We start from the raw sequence: 14,110 nt of genomic DNA, 5'->3' as shown, positions 1-14,110 counted from the left end.
CTCCTATAATAAGTATTCGAATTCGAAGTCGTTAAGGCTTACCATATCACCATCTTGAATTCCCATTTCTCTTAATTCGCTAAGTACTCCCTTATTGTTTAATACCTTATGGAAATATCTTAATGAATCTGCATCATTTACATTAACTGCGCTAAGCAGTCTGTCTACGAAGCTACCTTCAACAAAGTAAGTATCGTATTCTTCGCCTTTTTCAACTCTGATTTCATAAGTGAACTTCTTATCTTCTGGGATGTATCTTTCTTCATCTGATATTTCAAGTCCTGTTATAGGAATTTCCTTAAGCATTCTTGCACATTCCTTAATTACTTCGTCAACACCATTTCTAGTTGCAGCTGACATTTTATAAACTTTATCAAATCCTAATTCATTAACCTTTTTCTTGAAGTTTTCAAATACTTCTTCATCAAATAAAAGGTCTGTCTTATTAGCTACTACTATTTGAGGTCTATCCCAAAGTTTAACTGAATATTTCTTAAGTTCTTCATTTATCTTAATGAAATCTTCAATTGGATCTCTTCCTTCAAGTCCTGATATATCAACAACATGAACTAATAATCTAGTTCTTTCTATGTGTCTTAAGAATTCAAGTCCAAGACCTATACCTTCACTTGCACCTTCAATTATTCCTGGAATATCTGCCATTACAAAGGCTTCAACACCATCTGCCGCAACTACTCCTAAGTTTGGTTTTAATGTTGTGAAATGATAGTTTGCTATCTTTGGTTTTGCTTTAGTTGTCATTGATAGGAATGTTGACTTTCCTACATTTGGGAATCCTAAAAGTCCAACGTCTGCAAGTAGTTTTAATTCTAAAACTATATCCATTTCTTCTCCTGGCATACCTGGCTCTGCAAAGTTTGGTGCCTGTCTTGTAGGTGTACAGAACTTACAGTTTCCTTTTCCGCCTTTTCCACCTCTTAGAAGAACATATTCATCATCTTTTTCTGAAAGGTCACAAATAATTTTGTTACTTTCAGCCTCTCTAATGATTGTTCCCATTGGCACTTTTATGTAAAGATCTTCTCCATCTCTACCGTAACACTTTGATGTACCACCATTCTCTCCTGGCGCTGCTACGAATTTTCTCTTATATTTAAAATCCATTAAGGTTGTTATTCCAGTATCAACTGTGAAAATTATACTTCCACCTTTTCCACCATCTCCACCATCTGGTCCACCAAGTGGAACATATTTTTCTCTTCTAAAAGAAACTGCTCCATCTCCGCCTCTACCAGACCTTATAAATACTTTGGCCTTATCTATAAACATATACTCACCTCTCCTTTTGTAAAAATCTCTATATTCATATTATTCCTTAATATATGAATAATAAATCTACTTATTTAAAAATATTTTCTTCATTATAACATAATACTATTATATATGAAGAAAAAAAGCACTATTTAATGCTATTATTTAAGTAATTCTTTATTTTTTGACATTTAAAAAGCACCCAAATTCATGGGTGCTTTATATAAATAACTACTATTCAGCTATTTCTTCTACATTTACTGGGTAAACAGAAGCTTTCTTCTTGTCTCTTCCCACTCTTTCGAACTTAACAACTCCATCGATTTTAGCGAATAGAGTATCATCCTTACCCCTTCCAACGTTGTTTCCTGGGTGGATCTTAGTTCCTCTTTGTCTTACGATGATGTTTCCAGCAAGTACGAATTCTCCGTCAGCTGATTTAACACCTAGTCTTTTTGACTCAGAATCTCTACCATTCTTTGAGCTACCTACCCCTTTTTTGTGGGCAAATAATTGAAGGTTCATTATCATCATGTCACTACACCTCCTCTTTTAATAATTTTATATATTCTCTACGTTTATTATCTCCAAACATTTGATCCAAGCTAGAAATTACACTTTCTAAACTCTTCTCGAAGGTTTTAAGTAAAACCTGTGACTCTCTTAATTCCTCTTCTGAGAAATCAGATAAGTCTAATTTCAAATATCCGTCTCCAATCTCGTATGTACAATTCAGTTTTAAAACTTCATCTATACCTATAAGAACACTTTGTGATAAGACTGAAACTGAGTTACAAACCATATCAAAAGCTTCTCCTACCAATAAGACATCATTATTAAAATCTCTGTCTCCTGGCATTGCGTGATTATCAATGACGAATCCTTTAATGTTGTTACTTTGATAAAAAATCTTTGCTTTAATCATAGATTATGCTTCGATCTTTTCGATAACTAACTTAGTGTAAGGTTGTCTGTGACCAGCTTTTCTTCTGTAGTCCTTTTTAGCCTTATACTTGAATACTGTTACCTTCTTAGCTTTACCTTGTGATACAACTTTAGCAACAACTTTAGCTCCTTCAACCATTGGCTTACCAATTGTTAAAGATTCTCCATTAGAAACAGCTAATACTTCTGTTAATTCAACTTGTGAATCTACTTCTGCTTCAAGCTTTTCAACGAATAATACGTCTCCTTCTTGAACTCTGTATTGCTTTCCTCCTGTTAATACTACTGCGTACATTAAAACACCTCCTCATAACGGTCTCGCCACTACGGGTACAAAGTAAAACTTTGTTTTATAAAAAAACCCTATCGTGAGCGGTTTACTAACCTATCTTAACATATCGTCTATTTTTTGTAAAGAAATTAATTAATATTTTTCAATACCTTTAACCTTATAATCTGCAAGGTTTTCCTTTTGATTTTTAAATATTAAAGGTTCTATTCTATATCCATCAATTCCTTCTGAGAATTTAAGGAACATTTCTTTATCTAAGCCATCTATATTTTTTAAGAAACTAAATAAATCTCCCTTTACATCTTCTCTATAAATGTTATCAAGTTCTATAAAGAAGCTTTCTATAGTATTGTCTTCAACAGATCTTAATATATCATTTCTTATTAAATCTTCAATATATGATAATTTAAGAATATTACCTGAACCTTTGCAAAGTGGACATTTATCTTCTATTGAATCATATATGCTCTTTCCCCTGCGCTTTCTTGTAATCTGTACTAAATCAAGTTCTGTAAAAGGATATATCTTACTATTCCCTTTGTCACTTTTAAGTGAATCTTTCAATTCTTTCATTACATTGGCTCTTTGACTATGATCTCTCATATCAATAAAGTCTATAAGAATTATTCCGCTTAGATTTCTAAGCATTATTTGCTTTCCAATTTCTTTTGCAGCTTCTAAATTTGTTTGAAGAATTGTTTTATCCAAACTTCTTCCTTTAATATTCTTTCCACTATTTACATCTATAACATACATAGCTTCTGTTTTTTCAATAACAATATCTCCACCACAATTTAATTTTACTTTGTTATGTCTAAGCTTTAATATTTCTTTTTCAATATTGTAATAATCAAATAGTGTACGTAGTCCATCGTATACTATAATTTCAATATCTTTTTCCCCATCTAAAAATGACTTAACATAAGTTTCATCTTCAATGTTATCAACATAGATTTTTAGATTTCCCTTTGTTATATTATCTCTTAAGACCTTGTTTAAAGATACATCTTCTCCATAAACCTTTGAAAGCTCAGTGCTATAGTTAAGTTTTCTGTTCATTTCATCCAATATTCCTTTTAGCTTATCTCTTTCTGCTTTAAGGATTTCTATTGGAACATTAACTGCTTCAGTTCTTACGACTATGTTAATTCCATCAATCTCTTCAATTTCTGCTTCAATTAATTTCTTTTTAACTTCATCAGTTATTCTTTTTGAAAATGATATACCACTCTTACCTTTTGTAAATACTAAATACTTTCCAGGTATATTGAATTTATTAGTAAGCTTTGCGCCTTTTTCATTTAAAGGTTCCTTTAAAACTTCAACTAAAAATTCATCACCTTTTTTAATATTTAACTTTTTTAAGTCTTCGCTATAGTACATATAGCCTTCTTTATCTAGGCCTATATCTAAAAATAATGAATTTATTGCAGGAACTATATTTTTAACTCTTCCTTTATAGATTTCTCCGTAAGTTGGTTCACTACTTTTCTCTTCTATAAAACACTCTTCTAATTCATTATTATTTTTAACTGCAATCCTTATGGATTTTTCTCTTCTTTCAATAAAAATTTCTCTCATCAAAATTCCACTTCCTATACACATTTATAAAGAGGTACTAATTTTTCTTCCTTCATGAAGTACATTTCTTCTCTCTTTATTTGAACGAAAGCTTCTTCATCACAGTTAGTTGTATTTTCTTGTATAAGTTTTACTAATAAGTCTGGTGCTAAATGTTCTCTACTTCCTGAGCTTATTAATACATTTAATACAACTTCATTATCTTTAATCCAGTATTTTAATTCATGAACTAAAGGCTTTATATCAACTTCTCTTGCACCTTTTTTACTTCTCTTTGTCATTACCCAATCTTCTCTACTTAAAAGAGCTTTCATTTCCTCTTCAAAGTTTGTAGTATCTGTATAATGCATCTTTATTGTATATCTTGCTGCATCTATTAAAGCCATAGCTTGTGGTAATTTCTTAACATTTTCTATTACTTCAATTCCTAATGCATCTAAAAATCTTACTCCACTTGCAGTACTTTTATTAAGTCTCTCTACTATTTCCTTTGGATCGACCTCTTCTTTTAAAACTACATCCATATACTCACCTTCTGAGTATACTCCAACTGAAAGTGGTTGTGCTATTGAAAGGGACATATGTGGATTAAATCCCTTTGAGTAATCAACAGGCAATCCTGATCTTCTAATAACTCTTTGTATTGTTCTCATTAAATCTAAATGAGCTACAAATTTTATATCTGCTTCTTTAGTGAATTTTATTAGATATCGCACCTTCAAAACACTTCCCTTCTCTAAAGTTAACGTTGATTCCACATCCTGTACAACCTTTTCTACAGTTTTGTGTAAGCTCAACTCTTCTAGCTTTTTCATTTTCTTCAACTAAGTATGCTCTATCAACTCCGATATCAATGAAATCCCAAGGAAGTATTTCATCATAATCTCTTTCTCTATAAGCATAGAAGTCTCCGTCAACTCCACATGCATCTAAAGCTTCTTTCCAAGCATAAAAGTTGAAATATTCTGACCATCCATCAAATTTACATCCTTTTTCAAATGCCTTTATTAAAACATCACAAAGTTTTCTATCACCTCTTGCAAATACAGCTTCCATGTATGAAGTCTTTTGTGCATGATAGTTATATGTAATACTTCTTGATTTTATTGAATCCTTAACCGCATTTATCTTATCATTAACAACTTCAATCTTTTCCATTGGAGCCCATTGGAATGGTGTAAATGGCTTTGGTACAAGTATTGAAGTACTTACTGTAATCTTTAGTCCTTTTTTTCTAACTTCTTTTGGAACAGTATAGTATTCACTTACCATCTTCTCTGCAAGTTCACCAATAGCTGCGCAATCTTCTATATTTTCATAAGGAAGACCTATTATAAAATAAAGCTTTATTGTACTCCATCCATTTTCAAAGGCACTTTTAGTAGCTTCAAGTATTCTCTCTTCAGTTAACCCTTTATTTATTACATCTCTCATTCTTTGAGATCCAGCTTCTGGAGCAAAAGTTAATCCAGTTTTTCTAACCTTTTGGATTTCTTTTATTAAATCAACTGAGAATGCATCAACTCTTATTGAAGGTAATGCTATACCAACTTTATCTTCTTCATGTTCTTCCATTAATCCATGGATAAGACCTTGAATATCTGAGTGATCACATATACTTAATGAAGCTAGTGAGATTTCTTGATATCCTGTTGCTTTCACTAATTCTCTTGCTTGATTAATCAATGTTTCTCTAGTTTTTTCTCTAACAGGTCTATAAATCATACCTGCTTGACAGAATCTACATCCATTAGTACATCCTCTAGCTGTTTCAAGTACTATTCTGTCATGTACAACTTCAGTATAAGGTACTATCATGTCCTCAATTGGGAATTCTACATTATCAAAGTCTCTTATAATTCTCTTTTTAACAACTTTAGGAACATCATCATACTTTGGAGTAAATTCTTTTATTGTTCCATCTTCATTGTAAGTTACATCATATAGTGAAGGTACATATATACCTCTTATTTTTGATATTTCTCTTAAGAATTCTTTCTTCTTTCCTTTTCCTTTATACTTAGCATATACATCTAATACATCATTCATCATTTCTTCGCCTTCTCCAAGTTCAAAGAAATCTACTATATCATATAGAGGTTCTGGGTTGTATGCACAAGGTCCCCCAGCCATAACTATCGGCTCATCTTCGCCTCTCTCTGATGCTCTTATTGTTATACCTGACATATCAAGCATATTTAATATATTTGTGTAGCTCATCTCATATTGTAGAGTAAAGCCTAGAATATCGAATTTATTAAGTGAGTCTTTAGTTTCTAATGCATATAAAGATACATTATTCATTCTCATTTCTCTTTCCATGTCTGGCCATGGTGCAAAAACTCTTTCACAGTAAGTATCTTTTCTATTATTTATTGTATGATAAAGTATTCTTGTTCCTAAATGAGACATTCCTACTTCATAAACATCTGGAAAACAAAAAGCAAATCTAATGTCTACTTCTTTTGGGTCTTTAATTACTTGATTTAGTTCTCCACCAACATATCTTGCTGGTTTCTCAACCTTGCATAAGATGTTATCTGAAATTTTATTCATTAAATTACATCCTCCTAAAAATTACTTTATATATAGTTTCATACTTAATATACTTATCCATATACATCCCTATATTCTAGCATAAATTAAATTTTTGTTCTACTAAAAAAGAAACCCATCACTGAGTTTCCTTTAATCCATTTATATACTCTTCTAAAGTTATATTACCATAATTTTTTAACCCTTCAAGTAATTCATCCTCATGAATTATTTTAAGAATTTTAAGCTCTTCATCTAATACATAAAAAGTATTAAACTTGCTTTTATCAACTAATCTCATTACATTAAGTAGTTCATTTTTGTAAAACACGGATACTGTCCTATTTTCTATAAAATCATATTTTTTAAGCTTCCTTCTCTTTTTAATTATATCTCCCATTATTATATACATCGTCCAATTTTTCTCTAGAACAGTTGAATATATTATCAAAATTCCCATTAAAAATAAACTTAGATTCACTTTATGTAAAAAGATCATAATAAAAAATAATACTATTAGACACGCTGAAGCAGTATAGCTTATCCAAGTAGTTATTTTTTTGCTTTTTATATATGAATTATATTTAGATAATATTATTTCTAATATTCTTGATCCATCTAAAGGATATGCAGGAAATAAATTAAATATAAAAAGACCTATATTTACTTCATATCCAATTTCCAATATAGGAATATGACTAACATTGTATAAGGCATATAATAAACATGCTAAAATAAAATTCATAGCTGGTCCACTTAAATATAATATAAGTTTTTCATTCTCTCTAAGATCATCAATCTCTGAAAGTTCTGCTTTTGCACCAGTTATTCCAAGTTCTAAATTATATACCTTACATCCTAGTTTGCTTCCAACATATATATGTGTAAATTCATGCAGTATTATAGATATAACTCCAATTAAAATTTTGCTTTCAAAACTAATTGCAAGTAATAATAACACTACCTCTATAATCATTAATTTATAAGATTTCTTCATTTCTACCCTCAAAACATTGCTAGCTACAGATTCCTAATCTTTAAAATTAATATACTTTCCAGGCTCCTTAAATTGTCCCATATAACTAATTTTAAATTCTACTTTATAACCTTTATCACCAATCTTTGTATTAACTCCTATACACTCTCCTTTCTCAACCTTATCACCTTTTTCAACTAATGACTCATTTATCATGTTATAGTAACTCTCTATTCCATTGCCGTGGTCAACTACAACATCCTTTCCTTTATCCCCATCTTTTATATCTTTTATTTCACCATCAAATATTGCAAAAACCTCTTTTTTCTTATCTGTTTTTATGATAACTCCATCTTCCAAAGTTTCTACTTCTCCTATTAAAGGAGCCATTAAGCTTCCATTTATTTTATTTTCCAGTCCATCATCTTTTGATATTTTGCTTTTAAATTCATTAAATACCTCTATAGCATCAAAGTCGCCAAATTCCATTTCTGTAGCCATAACCTCTTTTGCATTTAAGTAAATATCATTTGCTTCTTTATAAGGTACATATTTTAATGCCATCATAATTAATGTAATTATTAATATGCCTATAGTTTGAGTTACTAAAATAGAGAGCATTCCCCCATCCTTCTTTTTTCTTCTACCTTCTCCATAGTGGAAATTTGAATTACCTCCATTATTTGAAATTGGTACATATCTACTATTATTTCCTCCTATGTTTTTGTAATATTTTTCATACTGATCCCTATAACTTCCCATCTTTCTTATCTCCTTGTTATTTAGCACTACTTTATTATATTTAAAAAGCTAAGATTTTATGAAAACACATGTATAAATTCTCCTATAGAATTTCACAATTTAACATAATTATTATTTTAATTATATTAAGTTAATGTAAACCTATTCTATGAAATATTGAATTAATCCTACAATGGGTCTAGAATTTTATATGATAGCCTTAATATAATTTATATTTTTCTGCGGGAATATATTGGCTTTATTAAAAGGAGTGAAATTATGTTAACTAAAAAAATATCAAAATTACTTTTTCTAGCTTCAATTACCTCAAGTATTTTGCTAGGACCATTAGCACTAAATGCATTTGCTTGTACAACAGTAGTCGTAGGTAAAAATGCTACTGCAGACGGGTCAACAATTGCTGCTCGTAATGAAGATGCTAAAACTGCTTGGGATAAAAGATTTGTTGTTCATCCTCATAGTACAAATAAAGATGGTGCAACTTATACGTCAAAGGGAAATGGATTTACATACAAGCTTCCAAAGACAAATTATAAATATACTGCAACTCCAGAGTGGACTGAAAAGGATGGTCAGTTTGAAGAAGACGGCATAAATGAACATGGTGTAGCACTTAGTGCCACAGAAAGTGCTACTGCAAATGATAAAGCACTAAAAGCAGACCCTCTTGTTAAAGATGGTATTGGTGAAGATTCAATAACATCAGTAGTTCTACCTCATGTAAAAACTGCAAAAGACGGCGTTAAGATGCTTGGAAAAATAGTAGATGAAAAAGGTTCATCTGAAGTTAATGGTGTCATAATATCCGATAAAGATGAAGTTTGGTACATGGAAATAGGATCTGGACATCATTGGGTAGCACAAAGAGTTCCTGATGATTCATATGCTGTAATTCCAAATAAATTATGTATAGATAAAGTAGATTTAAAAGATGACAAAAATTACTTAGGCTCTAAAGATTTGGTTAAATTCTCAGAAGATAAAGGTCTTTATGATCCTCAAAAAGATGGAGACTTTAGCTTTAAAAAAGCATTTGGAACTGAAAATGAAAAGGATGCCAAGTACAACAATCCAAGAATATGGGATGGTCAAAGAATCTTAACTCCATCTAAAAAGCAAGATATAACAAGCAAAGACTTTAGCTTATTTATGAAACCAGATAACAAAATAGAAGTTAAAGATGTGGCAAAAGTCTTGCGTTCTCATTATGATGGCACAGAATATGATCCATACGGTGAATATAAAGATAAATATAGACCAATAAACGTTGCCTATACAATGGAATCTCACATATTACAATGTAGACCTAATATGCCAAGTGCTGTAGGTGCTGTTCATTGGTTAGCTCTTGGAGTTCCTGAAACCAGTGTATACGTTCCCTTCTATTCTGGTATAAATAATACTCCAAAAGCATACAGAGAAGGTACAAATATACCTGATTATACTTCAGCTTATTGGACTTACAGAAGAGCTGGAGCATCAACAACTCCTTATTATGATGAATATGTTAATAAATATACGAAACCTCCCCTTAGAGCTGTTGAAGATAAGCTTACAGATAACCTAAAAGAAACTGATAAATATGTTTTAGACCTTTATAAGAAAAATCCTAAAGAGGCAGAAAATTATATGACAGATTATTGTACAAGAATGGCAAATTACTCACTTAAAAAGACTGAAGAAGTAAATAAAAATTTGATAACAGAAACAACTAAACAAACTCCTGTTCATCATGATTCAAATCTTTAACATATAAGGAGGACTAAAGTTATGATTAATAAAAATAAACTTTTTCATAAAAAACTTATACTTTCAATTATAGCTATATTTACAGTATCTATATTAATCTATGGATGCGGAGATAAAGAAGGCTCAGTAAATAGCATAACAAAAGAAATTGATGCCCTTCCAAAAGCCTCTTATATAACTTTAAATGACGATTCAAAAATAAGCGAAATAAAAAATCAGTTTGATAAACTTTCAGAATCTGATCAAAAAAAGATTAAAAATGTTGATAAATTAAACCAAGACCTAGATGTTATAAAAGCGATAAAAGAAGGACATGAAGCTGCCGATAAAGATTTTAAAGTAAGCGAGAAAGTATCTCAAGAAATTAAAAACTTAAATATGAATAATGAGGGAGAAGTCCAAAAAGTAACTAAAGATTATGACACTTTAACAGATGCACAAAAAACACTTGTAACAAATGCCAGTAAAATAAATAGATAATATTTTAATTAAGTTCATTATTTTATATATAAATTAAGATAGAAATCTAAGTTAATCCCTATTTTATATATATTTTTAAAATTATATATTATTTTAAAACCCATAAAAGGTACTGTTATATAGTAGATTTTATTAACTATATAACAGTACCTTTTAATGAATATCTTTATTAAATTTTTCTAATTAATAAGTGGAAGTAATATTTAAATCACTTCCACTTACTTTATATTTAAAATCTGATTTTCTTTCTTCTCATACCTACATTTAATACTAGACCTATTGACATTATTGTAGTTAAAAGTGAACTACCACCATAACTTATAAGAGGTAATGTTATACCTGTTATAGGCATAAGTCCTATAGTCATCCCTATATTTTGTAGTATTGCAAATAAGAAATATGATACTAATCCAACACATATTATTGATCCAAAGATATCTTTTGATGTTCGCGCAATAGCTACCATCCTACTTATAAGTAATCCATACATAGTTAGCAAGAATAAAACACCTAGCAATCCCCAGTTTTCTGCTATTGATGCAAAAATAAAGTCTGTTTGAACTTCTGGTACATGTTGCGCTGCATATCCTGAAGTTGCATCATTTGAAAGAGATGGTCTATTACCAGTAACCCCGCCAGATCCAATTGCAATTAAAGATTGACTGAGATGATATCCAGACCCTGCCATATTAGCTTCTGGATTCATAAATGATGTTATTCTTGTTTTTTGATAATCTTGTATAAGCCCTGAATTCCAAACTATCAATATTCCAATAACAAGCGCGAGTAGTCCTCCACCTATTACTTTCATATCAAGTCCTGCAACATAAAATATACCAAGCACTATAAAGAATGATACCATAGTCATTCCCATATCTGGTTGAATTACAATAAATAGAACTGGCACTGCAGCATAAAAAACAAGAGTAAAGAAATTTCTTAGATTGTTTATCTCTAAATCCATCTCTTCTAATTTCTTAGCAAGCATAAGTATCATACCAATCTTTGCGAGTTCCGCTGGCTGCAAGGAAATTGGTCCAAATACAAGCCAACCTCTAGCTCCACCTCTAACAGAACCCAAAAATCTTGTTGCAATAAGTAAAACAACTCCAGCCCAATAAAAAATTGGAACATAATTATAAAGAACTCTGTAGTCAATAGCCATAAATATATAAAGTGCTACAAGAGAAACTATAAACCATACTAATTGCTTCTTAGCATAGCTAAATCCGTAAGTTCCTTTAGTTGCAAGATATATGTTTAAAACACCAAACAGTACTAATATTATTGTTGAAAATAATAGTACTTTATCTATATCTCTAATTTTTTTAAAATCCAGCTTATATTTACTATAAGTTCCTTGTCTATCAAACAATAAATCCCCTCTTAACAAAATCTTTCACCTCCCGAAAAACCTGTATTTCTATTATATATCATTATTTTGTTATTCTCTATAATAAATCATTGGGAAATAAGAAAAATAATAAATTTTTAATATATAAAGATATTATATTTATATATATATATAAGGCTACATACTTTTACGTATGTAGCCTTTTTTAATTATAAATATTTCTCTTATTTTACCTTTTAACTTATTGACCTCTTATGTTCTTAATAGGTATATTAGCAACTAATGATGAAGCTGCTTCTCCCTCTTCAATATCGCTTTTACTTACTGATATTTCCACATCTTCTGCTGATATCTCTACATACTTTGAAAGAACTTCTAATATTTCCATTCTTATTTGCTCTAAAGTATCAGTTGGAAGATCTCCTCTATCATGTATAAGTATTAACTTTAATCTATCTTTAGCAATATCCTTTGGCTTAGGCTTACTATTTGTAAAACTACTAAAGAACCCCATTTCAAATACCCCCTACTTACGTTTGAATAACTTCATTATAGATCCAAATAAACCTTGTGGTGCATCACTTAAATCCATAAAAGGTACATTTTCGCCAGTTATTCTCTTTGCTATATTTCTAAATGCTTCTCCAGCTCTTGCTGATTCTTCTAAAACTATTGGTTCACCTTTATTTGTAGAAACAGTTATTTCTTTATCATCAGGTACAACCCCTATTAATTCAATTGAAAGTGTTTCGATTATATCACTTACATCAAGCATGTCTCCTCTTTGAGTCATAGCATAGTTCATTCTATTTATAATAACAGAATGATCTTCAAGACCTTTAGCATCTAGTTTACCAATTACTCTATCGGCATCTCTAACAGATGTAATTTCAGGATTTACTACAACTATAGCTTTATCAGCTCCGATTACTGAGTTTTCAAAGCCTTGTTCAATACCAGCTGGAGAATCTATAATTACATAATCAAAATCTTCCTTTAGTTCTTTTACAAGCTTAAGCATTTGTTGTGCACTTATATCATCTTTATCCTTTGTTTGCGCTGTTGGAAGAAGGCATAGATTTGGAAATCTCTTATCTTTAATTAAAGCTTGCTTTAATCTACATCTTCCTTCTATAGCATCAACTATAGTATACACTATTCTGTTTTCTAATCCCATTAGTACATCTAGATTTCTAAGTCCTGTATCACCATCAACAACTACTACTCTTTTCCCAAGTGCTGCTAATGCAGTACCAATATTAGCTGTTGTTGTAGTTTTTCCAACTCCACCTTTTCCTGATGTAATTACAATAGATACTCCCATTTAACAATCCCTCCACGCTTTAATAAATATATTTATTCGGTAAGTACGGTTCTACTATTATTGCCCCATCTTTTATTTTTGCAACTTCTGGATATTGGGGCTTTTCTGAATCCGGTGATAGTGTCGCAATATCTGAAATCTTTAATATTTCTGGCTGAAGACTAAAGGCTGCAATTATTGCTTTTGCATTACCATTAGCTCCTGCGCTAACATTTCCTTTTATACTACCTAAGACAATAATATTACCAGTTGCTATAACTTCTGCACCGCTGTTTATATCTCCAACTATAACGATATTTCCATTATAATTTATACACTGACCACTTCTTACTGTCTTTCTCAAAAATTTTGTTCTACCCTCATACACTCCCGCAAAAGTTTTCTTATCTTTATCCTTTGAAGATTCATCTTGCAATATAATATCTTTTATTTCTATTTCATTAAATAATACTTCTTTAAGATGTATTAGGTTTTTCTCATTAATAGAGCTTAAATTTGTGCTAATAGTTAATGTAGAGTTTTTATAAAAACGCTTTCCTCTTGATAATTTAGTAAGCAAATGTTCTAGCATTTCTTCAAAATCACTAAATTTATTCATATTTATAATAGCACTTAAGCCACTTCTATTACCTTTTATAACTATTTTATCATCCATTATTGGTTCCCTCCACCAATCCTCGTCACTTTAACATTATTCTACAAAACATAATAAAATCCTTCTATTATTATAGCATTAAAATGTAAGTATTTGTAGTTTTAGTTTCTTTTTTAAAGTAAAACAACATTGATACCAGTAAGGTCCAATGTTGTTTTTTAATTAGTGAAAATTATTTAAATATA

General features: G+C 30.3%; 15 protein-coding genes. 2 read left to right on the top strand and 13 right to left on the bottom strand.

The genetic code is table 11. The features are described from left to right. Positions 1-3 precede the first annotated feature (3 nt). The 9 genes from obgE to ACQPUW_RS00805 form a co-directional block, all read right to left on the bottom strand. Complete coding sequence (obgE, locus tag ACQPUW_RS00845; protein WP_430834615.1) at positions 4-1,290, bottom strand: GTPase ObgE; 1,287 nt, start codon at positions 1,288-1,290, stop codon at positions 4-6. Between the two features lie 216 nt (positions 1,291-1,506). Further along, a complete protein-coding gene (gene rpmA / locus ACQPUW_RS00840; RefSeq protein WP_204596247.1) occupies positions 1,507-1,806 on the bottom strand; it encodes a 50S ribosomal protein L27 in 300 nt (99 codons plus the stop codon). Positions 1,807-1,810: 4 nt separating this feature from the next. Then, positions 1,811-2,197, bottom strand: coding sequence for a ribosomal-processing cysteine protease Prp (locus ACQPUW_RS00835; RefSeq protein ID WP_430835610.1), 387 nt, complete (start codon positions 2,195-2,197; stop codon positions 1,811-1,813). 3 nt (positions 2,198-2,200) lie between these two features. After that, a complete protein-coding gene (rplU, locus tag ACQPUW_RS00830) occupies positions 2,201-2,512 on the bottom strand; it encodes a 50S ribosomal protein L21 (RefSeq protein ID WP_430835609.1) in 312 nt (103 codons plus the stop codon). 129 nt (positions 2,513-2,641) lie between these two features. After that, complete coding sequence (locus tag ACQPUW_RS00825; protein ID WP_430835608.1) at positions 2,642-4,090, bottom strand: ribonuclease E/G; 1,449 nt, start codon at positions 4,088-4,090, stop codon at positions 2,642-2,644. 14 nt (positions 4,091-4,104) lie between these two features. Continuing rightward, positions 4,105-4,806 carry a TIGR03936 family radical SAM-associated protein gene (locus tag ACQPUW_RS00820; protein WP_430837251.1) on the bottom strand — a complete coding sequence of 234 codons (702 nt, stop codon included), beginning with the start codon at positions 4,804-4,806 and terminating at the stop codon, positions 4,105-4,107. Beyond that, positions 4,781-6,646, bottom strand: a complete 1,866-nt coding sequence (locus ACQPUW_RS00815; protein WP_430835607.1) for a TIGR03960 family B12-binding radical SAM protein — start codon at positions 6,644-6,646, stop codon at positions 4,781-4,783. The genes ACQPUW_RS00820 and ACQPUW_RS00815 overlap by 26 nt, the downstream gene beginning before the upstream one ends. Before the next feature lie 118 nt (positions 6,647-6,764). Continuing rightward, positions 6,765-7,622: a site-2 protease family protein gene (locus tag ACQPUW_RS00810; RefSeq protein WP_430835606.1), complete on the bottom strand. Its 858-nt coding sequence runs from the start codon at positions 7,620-7,622 to the stop codon at positions 6,765-6,767. Positions 7,623-7,655: 33 nt separating this feature from the next. Then, positions 7,656-8,363, bottom strand: a complete 708-nt coding sequence (locus ACQPUW_RS00805) for a peptidoglycan DD-metalloendopeptidase family protein (RefSeq protein WP_430835605.1) — start codon at positions 8,361-8,363, stop codon at positions 7,656-7,658. Between the two features lie 258 nt (positions 8,364-8,621). Between ACQPUW_RS00805 and ACQPUW_RS00800 the strand changes: the two genes are divergently transcribed. After that, entirely contained in the window at positions 8,622-10,112 is a 1,491-nt protein-coding gene (locus tag ACQPUW_RS00800) for a C69 family dipeptidase (protein WP_430835604.1), read from the top strand. 21 nt (positions 10,113-10,133) lie between these two features. After that, positions 10,134-10,592 (top strand): hypothetical protein, encoded by a 459-nt coding sequence (locus tag ACQPUW_RS00795; RefSeq protein ID WP_430835603.1) that lies wholly within the window; start codon positions 10,134-10,136, stop codon positions 10,590-10,592. A gap of 229 nt (positions 10,593-10,821) precedes the next feature. On the opposite strand, the gene rodA is transcribed toward ACQPUW_RS00795, so the two are convergent. The 4 genes from rodA to minC form a co-directional block, all read right to left on the bottom strand. Further along, positions 10,822-11,967: a rod shape-determining protein RodA gene (gene rodA, locus ACQPUW_RS00790; protein WP_430837250.1), complete on the bottom strand. Its 1,146-nt coding sequence runs from the start codon at positions 11,965-11,967 to the stop codon at positions 10,822-10,824. Between the two features lie 220 nt (positions 11,968-12,187). After that, positions 12,188-12,460 carry a cell division topological specificity factor MinE gene (minE, locus tag ACQPUW_RS00785; protein ID WP_204596238.1) on the bottom strand — a complete coding sequence of 91 codons (273 nt, stop codon included), beginning with the start codon at positions 12,458-12,460 and terminating at the stop codon, positions 12,188-12,190. Positions 12,461-12,472: 12 nt separating this feature from the next. Further along, positions 12,473-13,270 (bottom strand): septum site-determining protein MinD, encoded by a 798-nt coding sequence (gene minD, locus ACQPUW_RS00780; RefSeq protein WP_204596237.1) that lies wholly within the window; start codon positions 13,268-13,270, stop codon positions 12,473-12,475. 19 nt (positions 13,271-13,289) lie between these two features. Further along, on the bottom strand, positions 13,290-13,925 hold the full coding sequence (minC, locus tag ACQPUW_RS00775; protein ID WP_430835602.1) for a septum site-determining protein MinC: 636 nt from the start codon (positions 13,923-13,925) through the stop codon (positions 13,290-13,292). Between the last annotated feature and the right edge of the window lie 185 nt (positions 13,926-14,110).

It is taken from the genome of Clostridium sardiniense, from assembly GCF_050584765.1.
GTDB classification, from domain to species: domain Bacteria; phylum Bacillota; class Clostridia; order Clostridiales; family Clostridiaceae; genus Clostridium; species Clostridium sardiniense_A.
This window is presented reverse-complemented; position numbering and strand designations above follow the sequence as displayed.

Coding starts and splice junctions, on each gene's coding strand:
- obgE (WP_430834615.1), bottom strand. CDS start 1,290: ATGTTTATAGATAAGGCCAAAGTATTTATAAGGTCTGGTAGAGGCGGA.
- rpmA (WP_204596247.1), bottom strand. CDS start 1,806: ATGATGATAATGAACCTTCAATTATTTGCCCACAAAAAAGGGGTAGGT.
- ACQPUW_RS00835 (WP_430835610.1), bottom strand. CDS start 2,197: ATGATTAAAGCAAAGATTTTTTATCAAAGTAACAACATTAAAGGATTC.
- rplU (WP_430835609.1), bottom strand. CDS start 2,512: ATGTACGCAGTAGTATTAACAGGAGGAAAGCAATACAGAGTTCAAGAA.
- ACQPUW_RS00825 (WP_430835608.1), bottom strand. CDS start 4,090: ATGAGAGAAATTTTTATTGAAAGAAGAGAAAAATCCATAAGGATTGCA.
- ACQPUW_RS00815 (WP_430835607.1), bottom strand. CDS start 6,646: ATGAATAAAATTTCAGATAACATCTTATGCAAGGTTGAGAAACCAGCA.
- ACQPUW_RS00810 (WP_430835606.1), bottom strand. CDS start 7,622: ATGAAGAAATCTTATAAATTAATGATTATAGAGGTAGTGTTATTATTA.
- ACQPUW_RS00805 (WP_430835605.1), bottom strand. CDS start 8,363: ATGGGAAGTTATAGGGATCAGTATGAAAAATATTACAAAAACATAGGA.
- ACQPUW_RS00800 (WP_430835604.1), top strand. CDS start 8,622: ATGTTAACTAAAAAAATATCAAAATTACTTTTTCTAGCTTCAATTACC.
- ACQPUW_RS00795 (WP_430835603.1), top strand. CDS start 10,134: ATGATTAATAAAAATAAACTTTTTCATAAAAAACTTATACTTTCAATT.
- minE (WP_204596238.1), bottom strand. CDS start 12,460: ATGGGGTTCTTTAGTAGTTTTACAAATAGTAAGCCTAAGCCAAAGGAT.
- minD (WP_204596237.1), bottom strand. CDS start 13,270: ATGGGAGTATCTATTGTAATTACATCAGGAAAAGGTGGAGTTGGAAAA.
- minC (WP_430835602.1), bottom strand. CDS start 13,925: ATGGATGATAAAATAGTTATAAAAGGTAATAGAAGTGGCTTAAGTGCT.